This is a genomic window from Micromonospora sp. NPDC093277, from assembly GCF_044765245.1.
In the GTDB taxonomy this organism is placed as follows: Bacteria; Actinomycetota; Actinomycetes; order Mycobacteriales; family Micromonosporaceae; genus Micromonospora.
Window position 1 is genome coordinate 651,753 of sequence record NZ_JBIWJO010000002.1, and the last position, 21,873, is coordinate 673,625.

Below are 21,873 nucleotides of genomic sequence, written 5' to 3' on the forward strand. Positions count from 1 at the left end.
CCAGGTCAATCGTGAATGGCGCACGTCCATCTTCGACCGCAGCGCCGCCGCGACGGCTCAGCGACCGGGGCTATCGGGATCAGGTCCGCCCCTGGGATCACCGACCACGGTCACCTCTCCGATGGTGATGACCTGGCGCTCGTCCTTGGCCCCGAGGAACACGTACGGGTCGCCCTGCAGTGCGGCGGCAGACTTCTCGTACACGCCGGCGCCCTGGTCCCCGGTCTCCAGCAGTATCACCCGATCACCGCGCACGTCGGCCACCGTCATCTGGTGCTGCCACCGGACGTACTGGGTGACCTTCTCTTCCCCGTCCGACTCACGGCGCACCCGCTCACCGGGTACGGCGATGTTTCGCCACGACGTGCCCGCGGGTGGGTCGGTCACCTTCGGATCGGGCTTGGGATCGGCCGTCGGAAAGGTGTAGTCGACACCGCCGGCCGCCTTCACCTCGTCGTGACCGGCGACCGCCCGGGCCCAGGTCTTGTCGATCCGGAACAGCACCGCGCCCGGGTGCAGGAACTCGGGAGCGACCCGACCGAAGTACATCCCGGCAGGTCGCTTGGTCGGATCCTTGGCATCGCTGCTGAAGAAGGCGGCGTTCGCCGCGATACCGCCGGGTAGGCGTACCCCCTGGTCAGCCATGATCGCCTCGGACAGTTCGTTGCACACGACGCCCAGCGCGATGTTGGCCGAGAAGCCGGTCATCCTGGTCCTAGCTCGCTCGAACATCTCCGCGCGCCAGCCGGTCGAGCCGAACGCGGGCCCGCGCTCGCCCGGGGCGATGTCCTTCGCGTTCTGCGACAGCCAGAGGTTGAGCACCCGCTGCCAGATCGCGTCCTCGTCGCTGGGCTTACCACCCTCTCCCTTCGGGACCGCGGCCGGTTTGTTCCAGTCCGGGTTGGTGTTGGCCGGATCGACCCGCAGATCCGTCTGGTAGACGATCCGTTGCCACGCCCAGAGCGGCACCTGGTTCTGCTCGCGCATCGCCTTGATCCGGCCGAGCGCCTCGCCGGTGGACAGCGTGAAGAACGCCGCCTGGGCCGCTTTCCCGATCCCCGGGTCGCGGGTCTTGGCCAGCGCCCAGAGGAGCCGCTGAGGCGAGTAGTAGGAGCCGTGCGCACTCTTGCCGCCGCCCTGATCGGTTCGGCCGTAGCGCATACCGGCGAACTCAATCATCGCCGTGGCCACCCAGTCCGGTAGGCCGAGCTCCAGGCCCAAACGAGTGATCTCGGTTTCCAGCGCGGCGAGGGACTGACCGGGCGTGGCGTGCTTGGACCTCCACTGCTTGGCCACCGCGAGCTTCGTGGCGGCGTCACGCTCGGCCCGCTTCAGCATCGCCTCGAGTTCCTGGGCCCGCTTGGTCTCCTCGGGTGTCTTTCTCCCCAGGCCGGTCAGTTTCGCCTGTTCCGCCCGGACCTCGCTGAGGATCTTCTCCAGTGTGGCCTCCTTCGTCACCGGATCGAGCTGGTCCAGCTCAATGGACTGGTACAGGCCAACGAACTTCTCCAGCATCTGCCGCCGGAACGGAAACAGCGCGCCCTGCAGATCCGGATTGCTCGACAGCCGACCGCCCCCGGGCGGGGTGAAGGTCGTCGCCGCCTTCGCCGCCGGATCCGGAAGGAGAGCTGCGGGGTCCTGCTGGCGTTGCACCACCGGCGCGCCACCGACGCCCCACCCGGGGGCGACCATGCCCCGCTGCACGACCCGGGTGACGGCCCCGTTGCCCGCCACGCGCTGCAGCCGCAACATCGACGCGGCCGCGGCCAGTTCGTCGTCACGCGACCGTCCCCCGCTGGCGGGTGGGGACTGACCTGGCTGCGGTGTCCGGTGGATCTTCGCCCGAGGGTGCATGCTGATCTCTCCCCCGATGGCAGGCTCGTGGGGTCAATCTAGGGACGCCAGGCGGCCGGATCAACGCGGCGAAGTCGGGCGGTGAGGCACACTTGCCTTCCCGAAAGGGCAGGAGCCATGCCGACAAGCGCAACGCGAGCCGCGTGCCGGAGTCCGTCTGCCGAGGCACGCGGGTCCCACAACCACTCGGCAGAGGTGGTGCAGTGAGGGTCGACCGGCGAGACGATGCATCCGGGCGCCCGCCGCACGAAATCGGGGTCGCCGTCTCCGGTCTGATGTGGACTATGGAATGCGGGCGACCAAGCCGTAGTTGGCGACCTCGTGCGGGGCGGGACGCGGCTGGGGCTCGTCCTCGGCGCGCCACTCGCTCACCGCGCAGACGCCCGGGTCCACGAGTTCGAGCCCGTCGAACAGCGCCGTGAACTCCTCCCGCGTCCGCGGCACGATATCGGCGCGGCCGGCCGCCCTCATCTGCTCGTATCCGGCGCGGGCCCGCGCGTCGGCGAGGTCCATGGTGCCGTGGCTCGCCGCGACGTAACTACCCGACGGCAGCGCCTCGACCAGGCGGCGCACAAGCGCGGCGGTCTGCTCCTCACCGTCGATGAAGTGCAGGACGGCGATGAGCATGAGCGCGACCGGCTGCGACAGGTCGAGCGTGGCGAGCAGGTCGGGGTGACCGAGGATCTTGTCCGGCTCCCGCAGGTCGGCCTCGAGGTAGGCGGTGCGGCCCTCGGGTGCGCTGGTGAGCAGCGCGCGGGCGTGCACCATGACCATCGGGTCGTTGTCGACGTAGACGATCCGCGACTCGGGTGCCACCGACTGGGCGACCTCGTGGGTGTTGTTCGCGGTGGGCAGCCCGGTACCGATATCGAGGAACTGCCGAATGCCCGCGTCGCGCGCCAGGAATGTCGCGGCCCGGCGCAGGAAGGCTCGGTTCTCCAGGGCGGCCAGCCGGACCGTGGGGAAGAGCTTGACCATCTCGTCGCCCGCGGCCCGGTCGGCCGCGAAGTTGTCCTTGCCGCCCAGCCAGTAGTTGTATCGACGGGCGGGGTGCGGCACGCTCGTGTCGAGTCCATCGTAGATCGCGCTGTCCTTGCCTGCTGGCTTGACCACGGGCGGCCCCCTTCGAGCGTGCTGCTGCGGCTGGCCAAGCCTATGTCACCCGCCGACGTGCCGGGGGGCGGTCGTCGCGACGGACTCGCCCGGCCCGCCAGCGTTACCTGAGAAGGAAGGCCGCTGCCGGGTGCGGAGATCGCCCGCGCCCAGCCACCATCGATGACCATCCGCAATGGACAGATGCCGGAGGTACGAGACGTCCCTCAGCAATCGGCGGTGGCGGTGGACCAGGTGCGGTAGCCGCCGTCGAGGTTGGCCGCGTCCCGGCCGGTGCCGATCAGCAGGGTGGCGGCGGTGTGCCCCCGGACGCCGAGCTGACAGTAGACGATCAGTTCACCGTCGGGCAGTTCGTCGAGACGCTCGCGCAGCTCGTCGACGGGCACGTTCAGCGAGCCGCGGATGTGGCCGGCGGCGTGCTCGGCCGCGGTCCGCACGTCGAGCAGGTGCACCCCGGCGGCGACCCGGTCGGCGACCTCGTGCCACTGCACCGTACGGGTGGTGCCGGTGCGGATGTTCTCCGCGATGTAGCCGAGCATGTTGACCGGATCCTTGGCCGAGCCGTACTGGGGTGCGTACGCCAACTCGAGGTCGGCGAGGTCGTCGGCGGACAGCCCCGCGTACAGCGCGGTGGCGAGCACGTCGACGCGCTTGTCCACTCCCTCGCCGCCGACGCCCTGTGCACCGAGGATCGACCCGGTCTGCGGGTCGAAGAGCAGCTTGAGCGCCATCGGCACAGCGCCGGGATAGTAGCCCGCGTGGGAGGTCGGATGGGTATGCACGGGCTGGCAGGGGCGACCGGCGGTACGCAGGCGCTTCTCGTTCCATCCGGTGACGGCGACGGTGAGGTCGAAGACCCGCACGATGGCGGTGCCGATTCGCCCGGTCAGCTTGACCGGGCGGCCGGCGATGGCGTCGGCAACCAGGCGGCCCTGGCGGTTGGCGGTGTTGGCCAGTGATACCGGGATCGTCCCGTGGTCGAGTCGGTCGGTCTTCTCGACGGCATCGCCGAGTGCGTAGATGCGTGGATCAGTGGTACGCATCGACTCGTCCACGGCGATGCCGCCGCGCCGGCCCAGCGCCAGGCCCGCCTGCCGGGCCAACCCGGTTTCCGGGCGTACACCGACGGCGAGCACGACCACGTCCGCGGGGAGCAGCTGCCCGTCGTCGAGCTCGACGGCGTCGGGCAGCACCGCCGTCAGGCCGGCGCCGAGCACGAGGCGCACCCCGTTCCGGCGCAGCTCGGCGTGCACGACGGCGGCCAGCTCGGGGTCGATCGGGGCGAGAACCTGATTGTCCAGTTCGACCACGCTGACCTGCAATCCGCGCCGGTGCAGTTTTTCGGCCGTCTCCAGCCCGATGAAGCCCCCACCGACGACGACGGCGCTGGCCGGGCGCTGCTCGGTCAGGAGCGCGGTGAGGCGATCGGCATCGGCCACCGTGCGCAGTGTGTGGGCCCGCTCGATGCCGGGCAGGTCCGGCGCGAACGGTGCCGCGCCCGGGCTGAGCACCAACCGGTCCCAGGGCTCGTCGTACTCGGCTGCGTTGTCCAGGTCGCGCACGCGTACCGTCTGGGCCTGCCGGTCGATTGCGACGACCTCGGTGCGGACCCGCACGTCCAGCCCGAATCGGGCACGCAGGCTCTGCGGTGTCTGCAGCAGCAGATCCCGGCGGTCGGCGATCACGCCACCGACGTGGTACGCCAGGCCGCAGTTCGCGTACGACACGTCACTGCCGCGCTCGAACACGACGATCTCGTGCTCCGGTCCCAGCCGGCTCAGTCGGGTAGCAGCCGACACGCCACCGGCTACCGCGCCCACGATGACAACCTTCACCGTCCACCGCCTTGCGTCTCTCCCAGTGCCCGAACATTACCCCCGGGGGTATACGAGGTGACCAGGGTCCAACGGCCCGTCCAGCGTGACCTGGGCGACGGACACCGGCTCGGGCATCTCCCCGCGAGTCGGGCCACAATCCCGGCGCGTCAGAGGTCGGCGACGGCGGTCGGCTCCGCGCCCACGGGCAGGTTCGCGATCGTCGCGCATTCGGCCGGTGGCGTGATCGGCGCCGAGGTCGCCCGGCTCGCGCCCGAACGTGTCAGCGCGTTCCTGGCGGTGGCTGCCGTGGTCCCCGAGCCCGGAGGATCGTTCATCTCGGCGATGCCGGCACCGAATCGGTGGGTGCTGGACGCGGCGATGCGGCTCGCCGGGACCCGTCCACCGAATTCTGCGATCCGCCGCCGCCTTGCGCACCGCCTCGACGACCAGACTGCTGACCGCATCATCGCGGACTTCGCCCCCGAGTCGCCTGGCCTGTATCGCGACAGGACCGCCCATCGCTCGTGGAGCGGCGTGCGGGGCTACGTACTTACCACTCAGGACCGCGAAGTGCCGATCGCGCTGCAACAGCGATGCGCCCGACGGCTCGGCCACGCTTGGGGGGACCGCCTCGACACCGGTCACCTACCCATGCTTGAAGACCCCAAGGCTCTGGTTGGCTCGATCGCCCGATTCCTCGATTCGCGACCTTGAACTCGACACCCATGGCGGCCAGTCCCGCTGCGGTGTCTCAGACCAGGAGAGTCTCCCGCATCCTCGCGCCCAGGTTGATTGCGCCGACCAACCGCGGACCGGTCGGATCGTGAATGTCGGTGGTGCTGTTGCGGCGCATCAGCTCGCGGACCGGAGGCGGCAAGCGGGGCGGGTCGTCGATGGCCGCGAGGACCTGCCCGGCGGTCGAGATCAGTCGATCGCCCAGGGCGGCCGCATCGGTGTCCACCCGCACCCGGCCGTACTCCCAGCCAGCGGTGGTGAGGTCGAGCACCTCGAACACGCGGGTCAGGATCGGGCCAGGGTCGGTCACCCGGCTGAGCCGGGGCGCCCGGCTGCCGACCACCGCGACGGCGGCGGCCACCTGCGCGTACGGGTGGAGGCCGCACGGCAGCGTGAACAGCGGCCACCGCAGCGCCGGTCCGGCCTCCTTCCACAGCGGCCGGTAGTTTCGGCGGTGCACCAGAAGCCGCCGGCCCGTCCGTCGGTGTACGTCGTGGGCCTGGGCCTGTAGGTCCGCGTGGGCCTCGTCGGCGGCCACGCTCACGATCCGGGCCGCCACCACCAGGCCGTCGTCGTCGTTCAGCATCCGGGTGATCGCCTCGACCTGTTCCGGGAAGCGGACCTGCGAGCGGGGGCCGTACCGCTGCCGAACATCCTGCAGTAGCGCCTCCTGCCGCCCCGGGTTGAGCTGGACCCGCCTGCTACCCAGTAACTGCCGGAGCCAACGCATCTCGCCTCGTTTCAGCAACCGTTCCGGATCGCGGCAATGCTAGTGCGCCGGACGTCCCTCGTATTGTGGTGGGGTGGCTGAGCGATCTCTGACCTTGATGGCGGTGCACGCGCACCCCGACGACGAGGCGACCAGCACCGGCGGCGTCCTCGCCCGCTATGCGGCGGAGGGGATCACGACGGTGCTCGTGACCTGCACGGACGGGCGGTGCGGCGATGGGCCCGGCGGGGTCAAGCCGGGCGACCCGGGGCACGACCCGGAGGCCGTGGTAGCGATGCGCCAGGCCGAGTTGACGGCCAGTTGCGAGGCGTTGAAGGTCACGCACCTGGAGACGCTCGGCTATGCCGACTCCGGGATGATGGGTTGGGCGACCAACGACGCGCCTGGCGCGTTCTGGAACACGCCGGTGGCGGAGGCGGCCGACCGGCTGACCGAGTTGATCCGGCGCTATCGGCCCGACGTCGTCGTCACCTATGACGAAAACGGCTTCTACGGCCATCCGGATCACATCCAGGCGCACCGCATCACGATGGCCGCCGTCGAGCGGACGAACATCCCCGCGAAGGTGTACTGGACCACCATGCCGCGCAGTGCCTTCCAGGAGTTCGGCCGGGTCATGAAGGAGATTGGCGTCGAGTTTCCCGAGCCGGACGGGCCGTCGGAGGAGATGCCGCAGCTCGGCCTGCCCGACGACGAGATCACCACCTGGGTGGACACGAGCGGCTACGGCGCGCAGAAGTTCGCATCGTTGGCTGCACACGCCAGTCAGGCCGAGAACATCTTCTTCCTGCAACTCGGCGAAACACGATTCACCGAGCTGATGGGCGTGGAGACCTTCGTCCGGGTCCGCGACATCACCGATGCGCCGGCGCCCGAGGACGACCTGTTCGCCGGACTGCGCTGACCGGGCCACGCCGGGTCCTTGCACCGCTCCCAACGATGACAACGTCACCTGCCGGCCGAGGGGCCATGCCAGCGGCCGGGGCCACGCGCAGCGCCGCGGGCCCCGGCCGCGGACTCACCCGAGCGGGGGCGCCGGCTGCCGCAGCAGCCGGGGTATTCGCCGACCGAGCAGCAGGCAGTGCGGCAGTGCGACCGCGACCAGGATCGCGACTTCCGGCGGCCGGTGGTGGCGGAACATGACGCCGCCGACCAGGACCAGCGCGATCGCCGCGATCGACAGGGCGATCACCCCGTGAAAGCGGCCCACCTCGGAATGTGGCCAGTCGGCGGGGTCGGCCGGCTCGGGCGCGTCCGGCACCGCGCGGCGGTATCCGGCGAACACCCGGGAGGCCCAGGCGCTGGTGGGCTTGCGACCGTAGCTGTTCAGGGCCACCACGACGCCGAGCAGCACCAGGACGTACCCGGCCGCGAAGGCCGCCTCGCCGCTCATCGAGGCACCGGTCCGGAGGGTTGTTCCTCGACCGTCGCGCCGGTAGACGCCGTTGCCTCGCCGTCGAGGCCATCGCCACCGTCAGCGGAGTGGCCGTCCGGCACGATCTCGGTGAACAGCAGCGTCTCGGGCGGCTCCTCGGGCGATCGCGTCCTGCTGACCCGGTGACGGATACCCAGCCAGGCCATCCACAGCAGCGGCAGCACCCCGCCGACCATGAAGACCACGTCGCCGGGCAGGCGCAGCCACTCCAGGAACATGTTGGTGTCGCCCTGCAGGTAGCCGAGGCTGCGGCCGTCCGCGTACCCGGCGTCGACGACCTTGTACAGCTGCAGGGCTCCGGCGGGCAGCAGCGTGGCGAACGACATCCATGCCAGGCCCAGGTTGAGCGACCAGAACGACACCGCGGCCAGCCGGTCCGACCAGCGTTGCTCGGGGATGAGATAACGCAGCACGAACATGGCGAAGCCGACAGCCAGCATGCCGTACACGCCCATCATCGCGGCGTGGGCGTGGTTGGCGGTGAGCCCGGTGCCGATCTCGTAGTAGGAGACGATCGGCAGGTTGATCAGGAAACCGAACACGCCGGCGCCCAGGAAGTTCCAGAAGCCGACCGCGGCGAGGAACATGACCGCCCACCGGTGCGGGAACGGCGTGCTCGACGCGCTCTTGCGACGGGCACCCAGCTGCAGGAAGCTCCACGCCTCCACGGTCAGGAACAGCAGCGGTACGACCTCCAGGGCGGAGAACGTCGCGCCGAGGGCGAGGTGCTCGGCCGGCTCACCGGAGAAGTACAGGTGGTGCATGGTGCCGACGACGCCGCCCGCGCTGTACAGGACGATGTCGAGGAAGATCACCGAGAGGGCGACCCGCTCGCGTACGACGCCGAGCAGCACGAACAGGTAGGCGACGGTGGCGGTGGTGAACAGCTCGAGGAAGTCCTCGACCCACAGGTGCACCACGATGAACCGCCAGAAGTCGGCGGCGGTGAACTGGCTGTCCGGGCTGGCGAGCAGGCCCACGGCGTAGAACGCCGGCAGGGCGAGGGCGGCCAGGAAGAACAGCCACGGCAGGTTGGCGACGTGTTCGGTGCGCAACCGCCGGCGCAGGCCGCGGAACAGGATCGCCACCCAGATGACCATGCCGAGGATCAGCAGCACCTGCCAGACGCGTCCGAGGTCGAGGTATTCCCAGCCCTGGTTGCCGAGGTAGCTCCAGAGCGGGCCGAGCCAGCCCCGCATGCCGGCCAACTCGCCGAGGAGGCTGCCGACGACGACCACGACGAGGGCGCCGAGCAGCAGCCGGGTCAGCAGGGCCTGCCGGCGCGGCTCCCAGCCGCGGGCGATCAGGGGCGCGAGGAAGATGCCGATGGCCAGGAACGACGTGACCACCCAGAAGATGGACAACTGCACGTGCCAGGTGCGGGTCAGGTTGTAGGGCAGCCACTCGCCGAGCGGGATTCCGAAGAAGCTGCCCAGGTCGGCCCGGTAGTGCTGGGTTGCGGAGCCGAGCAGGGTCTGGACGAGGAAGAGCCCGGCCATGACGAAGAAGAACCAGGCGGTGGCGCGCTGCGCGGGGGTCAGCCGCACGGTGCTCGGGGCGTGGAAACGCAGTTCGCGGTGGTCGCGGTGGTGCCAGCCGAGGAAGTTCCACCGGCCGAAGGCGGCGAAGAGTGCGCCGGCGCCGACCAGCAGGAAGATCAGCGACAGTACGCTCCACGTCACCGTGTGCCCGGTCGGTTCGTTGTCGACCAGGGGCTCGGCGGGCCAGTTGTTGGTGTAGGAGTACGTCTTGCCCGGCCGGTCGGTGGCGGACGCCCACGCTGTCCAGCCGAAGTACGCGGTCAGGTCGTGGATCTCGGCGGGGTCGGTCACCGCGTTGGGACGGAGCCCCTGCTTGCCCTCGGGTGAGCCGAGCAGTTCGGCGTAGTGGGTGGTCAGTTCGGTGAAGGCCTTGGCCTGGGCGGCGCTCCAGACCAGCGTGCCGGTCTGCGCGTCGTACCGGTTGGTCCGGAATTCCTCGACGGTGCGGGCATGTCCGGCCTCGGCGCCGCCGTGCTGCTCCTGCACCGCGGTGGCGGCGCGGTGCAGATAGTCGGCGGTGAAGTCGGGGCCGAGGTATGCACCGTGGCCGAAGATCGAGCCGTACTGCATGAGGCCGTTGCGCAGGAATGCTTCCTGGCCCTGCCGGATGTCGTCGCCGGTGAACAGCACCTGACCGTCGGGCGTGGTCACCTGTTCGGGGATCGGCGGCTGGGCCTGGTATGTACGCATCGCCAAGAACCCGAGAACGAAGAATCCGCCGAGCGTCACGAGGATGGCCGCCTGCACCCAGCCCCGGCCGATCATGCGTGGTCGCCTGCCCTCCGGGGCGCGGGTCGGTGGCCTTGCCGGGTCGGGGGCTTCGTCGGTGGGGACTTCTGACATCACCATGCGATCTCCTCAGGACGGCCGCCACGTCGCCGTGCAGCGACCGGTACGAACCGAGCGACCGCAGAGTAGGACGAGATAACTAGTAATAACCAGGGTCCTTTGTCAAAATAATCGTGGGGGTTCGCAGCGGGCTGCCGGTGGTCATCGCGGTCCGCGAGCGGCGGACCGAGATCGGTTTGCGCCGCGCGCTGGGCGCGGCCCGTCGGCATGTGGCCGGGCAGTTCCTCATCGAATCGCCGGACCCTCGACGGGGAGCGGCCTCACGGCCCGGTCCTCGACCAGAACGGACCGGCTCGGCGGGATCGGTCAGCCCGCCGAGCCGGTCACGCTGCGGCCAGCGCCTCGGTCGGGGACAGCCGGGCCGCGCGGATCGCCGGGTAGAGCCCGGCGACGCCACCGATCACCACGGTCGCGGCGAGGGCTCCAGCGGTCGCCCAGGCCGGCACGACGGCGGGCCAGGCCTGATAGGCGGCGTACCCGGCGGTGACCAGGACGCCGAGGAGCACTCCGCCCACACCGCCGAGCGCGGACAGCAGGAGCGACTCGGCGAGGAACTGCACCCGGATCTGCCCTCGGGTGGCGCCGAGCGAGCGGCGTAGCCCGATCTCGGCCCGGCGCTCCAGCACCGAGATGACCATCGTGTTGGCCACACCGACGCCGCCGACCAGCAGCGCCACCGCGCCCAGGCCGAGCAGTAACCCGTTCAGGGTGGCGTTGGCCGCTCGGCGGGCGGCCAGGACGTCCGAGGGGCGGGACACGTCGACGTCGCCGGGTGCCCGCGGGTTGGCGGTGGCGGCGAGGACGGCGCGTACCGCCTCGACCTGGCTTTCCCGTGACCGGGTGTAGACGGTCGTCGCCCGTCCGTCGAAGCCGAACAGGTCGGTGGCGATGTCCCAGCCGATCAGCACGGTCGTATCCAGTTCGTGCGCGAGCGCCACCGGGTTGAGCACGCCGATCACGGTGAACGGTTCGCCGCCGACCAGGATCTGCGCCCGCGGACCGGGCCGGCCGATGCCGAGCCGGTCGGCCGCGGCGGCGCCCAGCACCGCCGCGGGGTACCGGCCCGTCGCGCCGTTGAGCCAGGTGCCGCCGCGCAGACCCGCGCCGACGCTGTCCGGCAGGCCCACGCGGGCGGCCAGCACGGACAATCCGTTGGTCTCCACCTTGGGGATCCTGTCCGAGCGGTACACCTTGGCGTTGCTGATCGCCCCGGTCGCGGAGACAGCGGTGACCGGGCCGATCCGCGCGATCATCGCCTCGGCCTCGGTGGGTAGCTTGGCGTTCTGGCCGTCGATGGTCCGCCCGGGGGCGACGGTGAGCAGGTTCGTGCCGAGCGCGGCGAGCTGGCGGTCGAGCTCTTCGCGGGAAGACGACGAGACGCCCACGACGGCGACCATCGCGGCGATGCCGATCGCGATGCCGAGCGCGGACAGCAGCGCCCGGGCCGGGCGGGAGCGCAGGCCGGCCGCAGCGACCCGGACCACGTCGCGGGGGGCCATTCGGGCGGGCGAGAGCCGGGGTCGAGCCGGGTGAACGGTCGTCATCGGGCCACTCCCGCCGCCTGCTCGGCGACCACCTTGCCGTCGCGCACGTGGACCTGGCGGTCGAGACCCGCGGCGAGCTCACGGTCGTGGGTGATGACCACGACCGTCGTACCGGCTGAGCGCAGCTCGCGCAGCACGGCCATGACGCCCTGCCCGGACGCGGAGTCGAGGTTGCCGGTCGGCTCGTCGGCGAGCAGCAGCGCGGGTCCGCCGACCACCGCCCGGGCGATCGCCACCCGCTGCTTTTCCCCGCCGGACAGCTCGTGGGGCTCGTGGTCGAGCCGGTGTCCGAGCCCGACCCGCTGCAACGCGGCCGCCGCCCGCCGCCTGCGCTCCTTCATCGGTACGCCCGCGTAGAGCAGGCCGTCGGCCACGTTGTCCAGCACCGGCACCCCGGCAGCGAGGTGGAACTGCTGGAACACGAACCCGATCCGGCTGGCGCGCAGAGCCGAGAGCTGCCGGTCGGACAGCCGCGACACGTCGTGGCCGTCGACCACCACCCGACCGGAGGTGGGCCGGTCGAGCGTGCCCAACATGTGCAGCATGGTGGACTTGCCCGAGCCGGACGGGCCGACCACCGCGACCAGGTCGCCGGCACGGATGGTCAGGTTGACACCGGCGAGCGCGTGGACGTCGCCGGGGTACACCTTCGTCACGTCGGTCAGTTCGATCATCGTGGCATCCCCACGGTCATGCCCTCGGTCAGCCCGTCGCCGGTGACCTCGACCCGTCCGCCGGCGAACAGGCCGGTCTCCACCCCGAGGTAGCGCGTGGTGGACCCCTCGACGACTTCGAGGCCGTAGCCACCCTCGGCCAACGCCACCAGCGCCGCGACCGGCACGGTGAGCACGTCCTCGCGCTCGGACGCGGTGAAGACGACGTTGACCACCGCCGCCTCGATCCCCGCCGCCCCCGTGGGATCTCCCAGCGAGACACGGGCCTCGATCCAGGTCTCCGCCTGGCGGCCCGCGTCGGTCGGCTGCTCGATCACGGTGTGGACCCGTTCCACCCGGCCGGCCACCTGCTTGCCGTCCGGCATCTGGACCTGCACGTTGACGCCCCTACGGGCCAGGCGTTGCTTGGATATTTCCAACCGGACCGTCACCTGGCGCCCGGTCCCGGTGTACTGCAGCACCTCTTGCCCGTCGCCGGTGGACTGGTTCACCCCGGCCGTTACCGTGTCGATGCGGATCTTGCCCGGCGCGAACAGCACCCGCCCCAGCTCGACCTGGCCGGTCCGAGACAGGCCGAGGTCCTTCTGCCATCGCCTCACCGCCTTCGCGGTGCCGGCCGTGTACCTGTCGTCCACCGTGAATCCGCCGTAGCCTAGGGCCTTCAGGTTCTCCTCCAGTTGCCGTACGTCCGCGCCGACGGCGCCCGGGCCGAGCCCTCGGTACGCGGCGAGGTCGCCGTACATCAGCACCACCGGCGCGTTGTCCACCCGGTAGATCGGCTGGCCCCGGCCGATGAGGTCGCCGGCCAGCGGCACCCTGGTCACCACGCCCGCGATTCGCCCGGCGAGCGCGGTCTTCGACTCGTACCCGAGGTCACCGGACACCACGTCGGTGTCCAGCATCGTCTGTCGGGTCACCAGCGCGGTGCCGGGCGGCAGGTCCGCCGCCCGCGGCGCACCCGCGCCATCCCCGCCGAACCCGACCGCGGCCGCGGCCGCCGCTCCCGCCGCGAGTACGACGGCGCCGCCCGCTGCGACGGCCCGACCGCGCCGCCGTCGGCCGCCGGAATGGTCGGTCAACAGGACTCCACTGCTCATCTCCCCGACGCTCCTGGTGAGGGCGACCTGCCGTCGTGCCAGAAGCAACTCGCCTCCGCCTGCTCGTACTGCGGGTCCTGGCGGATCGACTCGGGAACCTCACGGCTGAGGTCGGCCTTCGGGTCGGGGAAGTTCTCCACCCCGTTGGCCCGCATGCACCGCGACTCCTCGCGCGCCAACTGGAGCTTCTGGGTTGCCAGCTCCGGAGGTGGCACGGGTCTGTACTGCTTGCAGGCCTCCTCCGCGTTGCGCAACGTGTCCTCGTCCACCCCGTCCTTGTTCAACCCGCCCCCGATCCGGACATTGCCGTCGACGACTTCGGGGTCGGGCATCGGTACGCCGTTCGCCCGCATGCACCGCACGTACCCGATTGCTTGCTCAAGCTCGCTGAGACTCGGCGTCGGGCTCGGCGCCGCTGTACCGCTCACCGAGGCCACGCCCGCACCGTCGTCGGCTTGCGAGCAGGCCGCCGCCGCAACCAGTACCAGTGGCAGCAGGATGCCAGCCAGGAGACGTTTTCTCATTGCTTCAGTGCAGCTACCGGGCGGCAACAGCACCGTCACAGCGGCTGTAACGTCGGTGTAATGCCCGATCGCCGAGACTGCTGAGCAGGGGGTGCCGGGTGCGGGTGCTGCTGATCGAGGACGAGGTGCTGCTGGCCGAGCAGGTCGCGGACGGGCTGCGGGACCGGGGCATCGCGGTCGACCTCGCCGCCGACGGGCTCGACGGCCTGCACAAGGCCGGCACGAACCGGTACGACGTGGTCGTGCTCGACCGCGACCTGCCGCTCGTGCACGGCGACCAGGTGTGCACCGCTCTGACCACGGGCGGCAGTGACGCCCGGATCCTCATGCTCACCGCAGCCGGGGAGGCGGCGGACCGGGTCGCCGGCCTGATGCTCGGCGCCGACGACTACCTGCCCAAGCCGTTCGTCTTCGACGAGTTGGTGCTGCGCATCCGTGCCCTGGCCCGCCGGGCCAACAACGCGCCCAGGGTCCTGCGGCACGCCGGCCTGACCTTCGACACCGCGCGGCGCGTCGTCACCCGCGACGGTCGCATCATCCCACTGACCACGAAGGAGCTGTCCGTGCTGGAGATCCTGATGAGTGCCCACGGCGCCGTGGTCAGCGCCGAGGACCTGCTGGAACGGGCGTGGGACGAGCACGCTGACCCGTTCACCGCCACCGTGCGGGTGACCGTCGCCCGGCTGCGTCGCAAGCTCGGCGACCCGCCGCTGATCGAGACCGTCGTCGGCGCGGGATACCGCCTGTGAAACCGCGTCCGTCGATCCGCCTGCGGCTGACCCTCGTGTACGCCGTCGTGCTCGTAGGGGCCTGCGCGGCGCTCCTCGCGCTCAACTACGCGCTGCTCTACAACAGCCTCTACCGCAACCCGAACGAGCCGGACGCAGCCGAGATCAGCGCGATGGAGACCGAGCCCCATTTCACGGATGAAGCCGCGAAGCTCGCCTCGATAAAGGCCGAGCTGGCCAATATGGAGCGGCTGCGCCGTAAGACGTTGCTGAACACCGCGGGCACCTCAGCGGTCGGGCTTGGGGTCACCGCGCTGTTGGGACTCGGCGTCTCCTGGGTCGTCGCCGGACGCATGCTCCGGCCCCTGCGGACCCTCACCGCCGCCACCCGGCGGATCTCCCAGGACCGGCTGCACGAACGCGTCGCGCTCACCGGCCCGCACGACGAGCTCAAGGAACTGGCCGACACCTTCGACGAGATGGTTGCCCGGCTGGAATCCTCCTTCAACAGCCAGCGCAGGTTCGTCGCCGACGCCTCGCACGAGCTGCGCACACCCCTCGCGATCGTGCGGACCGGCGCCGAGGTGCAGCTGGCCAAGCGAGAGAGCACGACCGCACAATGGGAGGCCGTGGGCCGGCGCATGCTGACCGCGACCGGCCGGGCCGAACGCCTGTTGGACGGCCTGCTGGCACTGGCGCGCAGCGACAGCGGCGTCATCGCTCACGACCCCCACGACCTCGCGGTCGCGGCGGCCGTCGCGGTGAGCGAGGCGGACGGCGAAGCCGAGCGCGCCCAGCTGACCGTCACCACCGACCTGCGCCCGGCCCCGGTCAACGGCGACCCGGCCCTGCTGGACCGCCTGGTCAGCAACCTGGTCGACAACGCGATCCGGCACAACAATCCGGGCGGCTGGATCGAGGTGTCCACCGGGCGCCGCGACGGGGATGCAATCGTCACAGTGCGCAACACCGGTGACCAGATCCCGCCGGAAGTGGTCGATCGGCTGTTCGAGCCGTTCCAGCGGCTGTCATCCGACCGTAGCGCGGGCTCCCGCTCGGTCGGCCTGGGCCTGGCAATCGTCCGGTCCATCGTCCGGGCGCATGGCGGCACGGTGGTGGCGGCGCCGAACGCCGGGGGCGGGCTGACGGTCACCGTCACCCTTCCTGCTCCGGCAACCCCTTGATCAGCCGGAACGCAACGGTGCTGGTAGGCGGCGACAGGGATCGGCGGCGGCCGAACCAGGTGCAACCTGTGGCCTCCCCAGGGCCACTATGAGTTGCCTCCTCTGATCAGCCACCCGAACGCAACCACAGAAGCCAGCATCCCACACATGAAGATAAGGGGCGCGAATTCGTCGATCGGCCCACTCATCATCGAATTCAACTCATCGGCAAGGGGTGTCCTGTAAAGCACGAAGATGGAAAGGTAAACCACCGGCACCATGGCGAGGATTACGCCGGCCAAGATCCTTCGCATCATCTTCCATTCATGTGGTCATCCATCCGACCGACCCCGCTGGTCAGCTCCGACAGTGCCACCGAAGTCTCAGCTCAGACCGTCAGCGTCAGCACGCGGTGCTTCCACTCGACCGTCGTGCTCACCCGGGAAGATGCCCCTCCGGTAGTCGGTTCTGCAGCACGAACGTCGTCACGCTCTGGGCCGGAAGGGACGCCGTGAAGTGGTTACCCGTCACCCTCGGGGCCGGGAACTTCTCAAGGTTGCGGTCCGCGTCCGTCACCCATGCGTCGATCGCCGACGCGCTCGTACCCACGAGGTGGATTCGCTGCTCAGCGGCGGTCGTGTTGGTATTGATGGCGACGACGGTCACCTTGCCGTCAGCGCCCAGGTAGGCGGATGTGAGGACGCCGGGCTGCGCCTCCTTGGTGGCCTCGACGCGGACATCTCCGGGCCGCACAAACTTCGTGTAGTGGCCCATCATGTAGCCGCGCTTGCTGATCGTGCCATCCTCGAGGATGGGGCCGTAGCTTCGGCGGATGTACCACCAGACGTACGCCTGGAACTGCGCGTCGGCCATCGCGTGGTGGATGTTCTCCGCGACCGACAGCGCCTCGGGCCACCGCTGCGCCGAGTCGGTCTCGCTGTTGGGCGTGTAGAGCTCGGTCATCCACAGCTCCTTGCCGACGCCCTTCTCCTCGAAAAGGGGGTACCGGAAGTCGGCGTACTGCGTGCCGTACAGGTGCGTCCCGAGGATGTCCATGTTGGCCAGTGCACCGGGGTCGTTGAGGATCGGGTCCGACATGTTCTTCTTGTACTGGAACGACTCGGGCGCGATGACGCGCGTCGAGATCACGCCCGCGTAGTCGCGCAGGAAGCGCACGATCTCCTCAGGCGTCCACCAGGTCCAGTCGAACGCATAGTCTGGCTCGTTCTGGACCGAAATGCCGTACAGCTCGACACCATTGGCGCGCATGTACTCCACGAAGTCGTTCAGGTAACGCGCGTACTCGGCGTACCTGTCGTGGGCAAGGCGCCTCGCCTGCGTCGCGTCCGTGTACGGCGCCGCGGTCATGTTGTCGAGGCTCGGCCCGCCGTCGCCGGTGGTCTGCAGCCGCACGACATTCATCCCCGGCGTCATCTGCACGTGGACGAGCTTCAGCTCCCACGTCGACTCACTGCCGGTCGCCCCGAACTCGACGTCGCTCGCGACGAGGTTGTCGTTGACGTACAGGTCCATCGCGCGCGTGCCGCTCGCGAGCGCGTAGCGGAATCCGAACGTCTTCAGACCGGCAGAGCCGATGACGACGTTGTTCCATTGCACACTCGCGCCCGCGTCGGCCGTGAAGTCGACGTAACCCGTGCCGTTGAAGCCCGGAGCCGTGGTCGCGGTGACGCCGTTGACGAGCGTCCCGGCCTCCGCCTCGTAGACGCTACCGATGAGCACCGGCGCCTTCTCGAACGTCTCGACGAGGTCGGCCGGCGGGTTCCACGGCGCCGCGATGACCGACGCACCCTTGCCCGCCGCAGCCTGCGCCGTCGCGAGGGTGCGCGACCAGTCGGCGCGGTCCTCGGGCACGGGGATCCGCAGGATCGACAAACCCAGGTCGTCCTGGCCGTTGTCGAAGGCCGTGTCACGTTGGGACGGCGTCAGATCATCGATCCACAGCGGGTGGTTCATGCCTCCGAAGCCGCGGATGCTCTGCCGCTGCTCTCTGACCTTCACCACGACGCTGTCGGCCTTCGTCGACGCGACTGCCGACGACGAGGGTGCCGTGGTGAGGGATCCCGCGACGGCAACCGCCGCTGCGGCGGCGATGAGCGCGAACCTGAACCGCGATGTGGTGCCGGATAGCTTCATCACCATGAAGTCTCTCCCCTGATTCCACCGGTCGGTCGCCCCATGCCCGGCAGAGCAGCAATCTGGGTTCCCTGGCCGCGAGATCAATCTCCGGGCGCCTCAGGCTAGGCCGAGAGCACCATCGACACAAGGATATCCTTCGATGCAGGACGCGCCAGGCCGGCCCGACTGTCCGAATGGCACCGGGCTGCCGAGCAGTTCCCGTGGGTACGGTGTGCGCTGTGACTCGCGTGCGCAATCCGATCCTTCCCGGCTGTTATCCCGACCCGTCGGTCTGCCGGGTGGGTGCCTCGTTCTACCTGGTGACCTCGACGTTCGAGTACTTTCCCGGCCTGCCCGTCTTCCGCAGCTCGGACCTGGTGAGTTGGGAGCAGGTAGGGCATGTGATCGATCGACCCGGGCAGCTCGACTACCAGGGGTTGCGCCACTCACACGGCCTGTACGCTCCCACGATTCGGCACCACGACGGCGTCTTCTGGGTCGTGTGCACACTGGTCGGCACGCCCGACGGGAAGCCGGGCGGGAACTTCGTGGTTACCGCGACCGACCCGGCGGGTCCGTGGTCAGACCCGGTCTGGCTGGACGAGGACGGCATCGATCCGTCCCTCTTCTTCGACGACGACGGCCGGGTCTGGCTGCACGGCACACGCCCGGCACGCGAGCCGCGGTGGCCCGGGCAGACCGAGGTGTGGGTGCGTGAGTTCGACCCGATCACCAGGAAGCTGACCGGCGCCGAGCACGTGATCTGGAGCGGTGCGGTGCTCGGCGCCGTGTGGGCTGAGGGCCCGCACCTGTACAAGGTGGACGGCTCTTACTACCTGCTCGCGGCAGAGGGCGGCACCGAGTTCCATCACGCGACGTCGGTGGCAAGGGCGGAGTCCGTCACCGGGCCGTACGTGGGGAACAGGTCCAACCCTGTGCTCACCCACCGGCACCTGGGCCGCGGCATGGACGTCGTCGGCGTCGGGCATGCCGACCTCGTGCAGGCCGCAGACGGTTCGTGGTGGGCGCTGCTGCTCGGCATGCGGCCGTACGGCGGGTACCACTACAACCTGGGCCGCGAGACGTTCCTCGTACCTGTGGTCTGGGAGGACGGGTGGCCGGTATTCGCCCCCGGTGCCGGCCGGGTCCCGGACGAGGTCGAGGTGCCATTCGCCGGTCAACCGCTTCCGGGCGAAGCGCAGGGCTCGACGTCCGGCGTCGTGCCGCCCAGCAGCCTGCGCTGGACGTCGCTTCGCGGGCCCGCGGCGGACTTCGCCACCCCGGACGGCGAGGGCTGGACGCTCGCGGTGCGGCCCGCCACCCTCGCCGAGCCGGTCACACCGGCGTTCCTGGGCGTACGCCAGCAGCACCAGGACGTCAACGTGCGCGCCATCGTCATCGCGCCCCTGGCTCCCGGGGAGGAGGCGGGTCTCGTGGTGCGGCAGAACGAACGCGACCACGTAAGACTCGCCATCACCGCCGGCGACGACGGCGCCCGGCGGGTGCTCGCCATCCACCGCCGCGCCGACGTCGAGACCGTCATCGGCGAGCTGCCCACGCCCGCGCCCGACGCCCCGGTGAGGCTGGTGATCAGCACACACGGGCAGGAATACTCGCTGCTCGCGGCTCTCGACGGCGGCGAGCCCAACCTCGTCGCGGTGGCCGACGGGACGACGCTGGACACCAACGCCACCGGCGGGTTTACCGGGATCTGGCTGGGCGTCTACGCCACCAGCAACGGTCGGCCGACATCCACCCGCGTCCGCGTGGAACAGTTCGAGTACGCACCTCGCGCGCTGTCCCCACGACGCTGAGCGTCGCTTCCGCTTCGAAGGAACGGAAGGGGTTCATCGAGATGGGTAGCTTCCCGGGCGATGTATGCGGAAACCGGCACCGGGAGCCGGGCCGATATGACCGGGCTCCCTTGCTGATCAGTACGGGCGGAGCGACGTGAAGAACTGGGTCAGTTCGCGGGCGAGCAGCTCCGGTTCCTCGGGTACCGCGTTCCGGCGCCCGGACACGATCGAGGCGGGAGGTCAGGCCGGGTACGCGTGGGTTTCGGTGGCCTTGACCGCGGCCCACACCTGCCGTCCCGGGGTGAGCTGCAGGTGGGCGGCGGCGGCCGGGGTGATGTCAGCGGCGGCTGGGATCGGTCCGGCGAGTTGGACGCGCAGGTTGTCGCCGTGGCGCTGGATCCCGGTGATCGTGGCCGGCCAGGTGTTGCGGGCGCTGCCGTCGGGCCGTTGGAGGTGCAGCGCGACGGCGGTGGGCGGGAAGACCACGAAGGCGTCGCCGTCGAGCCGGTCGTCGCAGGTGAGGCTGAACGTGTCGGTGAGGTGGACGGTGTGGCCGTCGGCGCGTCCGCGGTACAGGTTGAGCCCGACAAGGCGGGCGACGTAGTCGGTGCGGGGTCGGGCGGTGACTGTGGCGGCGTCGCCCTCCTGCACGAGCCGGCCGTCCTCGACGATGACAAGCCGGTCGGCGAGCACGAGCGCGTCGAGCGGGTCGTGGGTGACCAGCAGCGTCGCTCCGGGGTGGGCGGCGAGGTGGCGGTGCAGTTCGGCGCGGGTGTCCAGGCGGGTGCGGGCGTCGAGTGCGGCGAGGGGCTCGTCGAGCAACAGCAGGGTCGGGTCGACGGCGAGGGCGCGGGCGAGCGCGACGCGCTGCGCCTGCCCACCGGAGAGCTGCCGGGGTTTGCGGCGGCCGTGTTCGGCGAGCCCGACCCGGGCCAGCCACGACTGAGCCTGAGCACGCGCGGCAGGGCGTTGGAAGCCGCGACGGCGGAGCCCGAACGCGACGTTGTCCACGGCGGTCAGGTGCGGGAAGAGCAGGTAGTCCTGGAACACCACGCCGATCGGGCGGTCCTCGGGCGGCGTCCACACCCGGCGCTCGGGCCGGTCCAGGTCGCCGCCGGCGAGGGTCAGGTGGCCGTCGGTGAGTGGTTGCAGGCCGGCGAGGGCGCGCAGGGCGGTCGTCTTGCCCGCGCCGTTGGGGCCGAGCAGCGCCACGACTTCCCCGGCGGCGATGCGCAGCGCGACGTCGAGACGGAACGCGCCCCGGTCGACGACCAGGTGCGCGTCGAGCATCGGACCGTCGACCGAAGTCCGGGTCACCGTGACCGGTTCGGGAATGCTGGTCATGCGCTGCGGATCCAGCGGTCGCGCAGCCCGGCGAGGATGGCCACGGAGACGGTGAGCAGGATGAGGCTGAGCACGATGGCGGCGTCCAGGTCGGTTTCCAGGGCCAGGTACACGGCCAGGGGCATGGTCTGGGTGGTGCCGGGATAGTTGCCGGCGAAGGTGATCGTCGCCCCGAATTCGCCCAGCGCACGGGCCCAGCACAGCACGGCTCCGGCGGCGATCCCGGGTGCGACCAGCGGCAGCGTCACGTGGGTGAACGTCGTCCACCGGCTGGCACCGAGGGTCGCGGCGGCTTCCTCGTACCGGCGGTCGGCCCCGCGCAGCGCGCCCTCCACGGCGATGATCAGGAACGGCATCGCCACGAACGCTTCGGCCAGCACAACGCCGGTCGTGGTGAACGGCAGCGTGATGCCGAACGTGCTGTCGAGCCAGCTGCCGAGCAGGCCGCGGCGGCCGAAGACCAGCAGCAGCGCCACACCGCCGACGACTGGCGGCAGCACCAGCGGGACGGTGACGAGCGCACGGACCAGCCGCCGGCCGGGGAACTCGACCCGGGCGAGGAGCCACGCGAGCGGGACGCCGAGGGTGAGACACAGCAGCGTCGCCAGGGTGGCGCATTGCAGGGACAGCCACAGGGCGGTGAGTACGCCGGGTTCGGTCAGTCGCTGCGGCAGGGTCGCCCACGGTGCCCGGATCAGCAGCCCGGCAAGCGGGAGCACCAGGAACAAGAGGCCGAGTACGGCAGGCAGCAGCAGCGCGGCGGGCACTTGTCGGCGTGGAGTGTTGCGGCGGG

General features: G+C 70.4%; 18 protein-coding genes. 5 read left to right on the plus strand and 13 right to left on the minus strand.

What is annotated here, in order from left to right; translation table 11 throughout:
* Positions 1-57: 57 nt before the first annotated feature.
* The 3 genes from ACIRG9_RS07600 to ACIRG9_RS07610 all read right to left on the minus strand — a co-directional run bounded on the left by ACIRG9_RS07600 (position 58) and on the right by ACIRG9_RS07610 (position 4,802).
* Positions 58-1,854: a hypothetical protein gene (locus ACIRG9_RS07600; protein WP_402851666.1), complete on the minus strand. Its 1,797-nt coding sequence runs from the start codon at positions 1,852-1,854 to the stop codon at positions 58-60.
* A gap of 282 nt (positions 1,855-2,136) precedes the next feature.
* Complete coding sequence (locus tag ACIRG9_RS07605; RefSeq protein ID WP_402851668.1) at positions 2,137-2,967, minus strand: SAM-dependent methyltransferase; 831 nt, start codon at positions 2,965-2,967, stop codon at positions 2,137-2,139.
* Between the two features lie 206 nt (positions 2,968-3,173).
* Complete coding sequence (locus ACIRG9_RS07610; protein ID WP_402851671.1) at positions 3,174-4,802, minus strand: FAD-dependent oxidoreductase; 1,629 nt, start codon at positions 4,800-4,802, stop codon at positions 3,174-3,176.
* A gap of 57 nt (positions 4,803-4,859) precedes the next feature.
* Between ACIRG9_RS07610 and ACIRG9_RS07615 the strand changes: the two genes are divergently transcribed.
* A complete protein-coding gene (locus tag ACIRG9_RS07615; protein ID WP_402851674.1) occupies positions 4,860-5,498 on the plus strand; it encodes an alpha/beta fold hydrolase in 639 nt (212 codons plus the stop codon).
* A 37-nt stretch (positions 5,499-5,535) separates the two neighbouring features.
* Here the strand turns inward: ACIRG9_RS07615 and ACIRG9_RS07620 are convergent, their stop codons facing one another.
* Positions 5,536-6,249 (minus strand): hypothetical protein, encoded by a 714-nt coding sequence (locus ACIRG9_RS07620; protein ID WP_402851677.1) that lies wholly within the window; start codon positions 6,247-6,249, stop codon positions 5,536-5,538.
* 73 nt (positions 6,250-6,322) lie between these two features.
* Here ACIRG9_RS07620 and ACIRG9_RS07625 point away from each other — a divergent pair, with 73 nt between their 5' ends.
* Entirely contained in the window at positions 6,323-7,153 is an 831-nt protein-coding gene (locus ACIRG9_RS07625; RefSeq protein WP_402851680.1) for a PIG-L family deacetylase, read from the plus strand.
* Between the two features lie 114 nt (positions 7,154-7,267).
* Here ACIRG9_RS07625 and ACIRG9_RS07630 read toward each other — a convergent pair whose 3' ends face one another.
* The 6 genes from ACIRG9_RS07630 to ACIRG9_RS07655 form a co-directional block, all read right to left on the minus strand.
* Positions 7,268-7,642, minus strand: coding sequence for a hypothetical protein (locus ACIRG9_RS07630; RefSeq protein WP_402851683.1), 375 nt, complete (start codon positions 7,640-7,642; stop codon positions 7,268-7,270).
* Complete coding sequence (locus tag ACIRG9_RS07635) at positions 7,639-10,074, minus strand: nitric-oxide reductase large subunit (protein WP_402851685.1); 2,436 nt, start codon at positions 10,072-10,074, stop codon at positions 7,639-7,641. Before ACIRG9_RS07635 ends, ACIRG9_RS07630 begins: the two co-directional genes overlap by 4 nt.
* A 323-nt stretch (positions 10,075-10,397) precedes the next feature.
* Positions 10,398-11,618: an ABC transporter permease gene (locus ACIRG9_RS07640; protein ID WP_402851688.1), complete on the minus strand. Its 1,221-nt coding sequence runs from the start codon at positions 11,616-11,618 to the stop codon at positions 10,398-10,400.
* Complete coding sequence (locus ACIRG9_RS07645; RefSeq protein WP_402851691.1) at positions 11,615-12,292, minus strand: ABC transporter ATP-binding protein; 678 nt, start codon at positions 12,290-12,292, stop codon at positions 11,615-11,617. Before ACIRG9_RS07645 ends, ACIRG9_RS07640 begins: the two co-directional genes overlap by 4 nt.
* Positions 12,289-13,389 carry a peptidoglycan-binding protein gene (locus tag ACIRG9_RS07650; protein ID WP_402851693.1) on the minus strand — a complete coding sequence of 367 codons (1,101 nt, stop codon included), beginning with the start codon at positions 13,387-13,389 and terminating at the stop codon, positions 12,289-12,291. The genes ACIRG9_RS07645 and ACIRG9_RS07650 overlap by 4 nt, the downstream gene beginning before the upstream one ends.
* Entirely contained in the window at positions 13,386-13,913 is a 528-nt protein-coding gene (locus tag ACIRG9_RS07655; protein WP_402851696.1) for a hypothetical protein, read from the minus strand. The genes ACIRG9_RS07650 and ACIRG9_RS07655 overlap by 4 nt, the downstream gene beginning before the upstream one ends.
* A 98-nt stretch (positions 13,914-14,011) precedes the next feature.
* On the opposite strand from ACIRG9_RS07655, the gene ACIRG9_RS07660 reads away from it, so the two are divergent.
* Together ACIRG9_RS07660 and ACIRG9_RS07665 are read left to right on the plus strand one after the other, a co-directional pair.
* Positions 14,012-14,662, plus strand: a complete 651-nt coding sequence (locus ACIRG9_RS07660; RefSeq protein ID WP_402851699.1) for a response regulator transcription factor — start codon at positions 14,012-14,014, stop codon at positions 14,660-14,662.
* The gene (locus tag ACIRG9_RS07665) at positions 14,659-15,825 is read left to right on the plus strand and encodes a sensor histidine kinase (RefSeq protein ID WP_402851702.1); all 1,167 of its coding nucleotides are present in this window, start codon (positions 14,659-14,661) and stop codon (positions 15,823-15,825) included. Before ACIRG9_RS07660 ends, ACIRG9_RS07665 begins: the two co-directional genes overlap by 4 nt.
* Positions 15,826-16,239: 414 nt before the next feature.
* On the opposite strand, the gene ACIRG9_RS07670 is transcribed toward ACIRG9_RS07665, so the two are convergent.
* On the minus strand, positions 16,240-17,964 hold the full coding sequence (locus ACIRG9_RS07670) for a carbohydrate-binding protein (protein ID WP_402851705.1): 1,725 nt from the start codon (positions 17,962-17,964) through the stop codon (positions 16,240-16,242).
* 215 nt (positions 17,965-18,179) lie between these two features.
* Here ACIRG9_RS07670 and ACIRG9_RS07675 point away from each other — a divergent pair, with 215 nt between their 5' ends.
* Positions 18,180-19,754, plus strand: coding sequence for a glycoside hydrolase family 43 protein (locus tag ACIRG9_RS07675; RefSeq protein WP_402851708.1), 1,575 nt, complete (start codon positions 18,180-18,182; stop codon positions 19,752-19,754).
* 222 nt (positions 19,755-19,976) lie between these two features.
* On the opposite strand, the gene ACIRG9_RS07680 is transcribed toward ACIRG9_RS07675, so the two are convergent.
* Both ACIRG9_RS07680 and ACIRG9_RS07685 read right to left on the minus strand, forming a co-directional pair.
* Positions 19,977-21,080 (minus strand): ABC transporter ATP-binding protein, encoded by a 1,104-nt coding sequence (locus ACIRG9_RS07680; RefSeq protein ID WP_402851711.1) that lies wholly within the window; start codon positions 21,078-21,080, stop codon positions 19,977-19,979.
* A complete protein-coding gene (locus tag ACIRG9_RS07685) occupies positions 21,077-21,847 on the minus strand; it encodes an ABC transporter permease (protein ID WP_402851920.1) in 771 nt (256 codons plus the stop codon). The genes ACIRG9_RS07680 and ACIRG9_RS07685 overlap by 4 nt, the downstream gene beginning before the upstream one ends.
* Positions 21,848-21,873 lie beyond the last annotated feature (26 nt).

Excerpts from the sequence above, each read along its gene's own strand:
- ACIRG9_RS07620 (WP_402851677.1), bottom strand. The coding sequence starts at position 6,249 with ATGCGTTGGCTCCGGCAGTTACTGGGTAGCAGGCGGGTCCAGCTCAAC.
- ACIRG9_RS07640 (WP_402851688.1), bottom strand. The coding sequence starts at position 11,618 with ATGACGACCGTTCACCCGGCTCGACCCCGGCTCTCGCCCGCCCGAATG.
- ACIRG9_RS07645 (WP_402851691.1), bottom strand. The coding sequence starts at position 12,292 with ATGATCGAACTGACCGACGTGACGAAGGTGTACCCCGGCGACGTCCAC.
- ACIRG9_RS07635 (WP_402851685.1), bottom strand. The coding sequence starts at position 10,074 with ATGGTGATGTCAGAAGTCCCCACCGACGAAGCCCCCGACCCGGCAAGG.
- ACIRG9_RS07600 (WP_402851666.1), bottom strand. The coding sequence starts at position 1,854 with ATGCACCCTCGGGCGAAGATCCACCGGACACCGCAGCCAGGTCAGTCC.
- ACIRG9_RS07680 (WP_402851711.1), bottom strand. The coding sequence starts at position 21,080 with ATGACCAGCATTCCCGAACCGGTCACGGTGACCCGGACTTCGGTCGAC.
- ACIRG9_RS07650 (WP_402851693.1), bottom strand. The coding sequence starts at position 13,389 with ATGAGCAGTGGAGTCCTGTTGACCGACCATTCCGGCGGCCGACGGCGG.
- ACIRG9_RS07670 (WP_402851705.1), bottom strand. The coding sequence starts at position 17,964 with ATGGTGATGAAGCTATCCGGCACCACATCGCGGTTCAGGTTCGCGCTC.
- ACIRG9_RS07655 (WP_402851696.1), bottom strand. The coding sequence starts at position 13,913 with ATGAGAAAACGTCTCCTGGCTGGCATCCTGCTGCCACTGGTACTGGTT.
- ACIRG9_RS07630 (WP_402851683.1), bottom strand. The coding sequence starts at position 7,642 with ATGAGCGGCGAGGCGGCCTTCGCGGCCGGGTACGTCCTGGTGCTGCTC.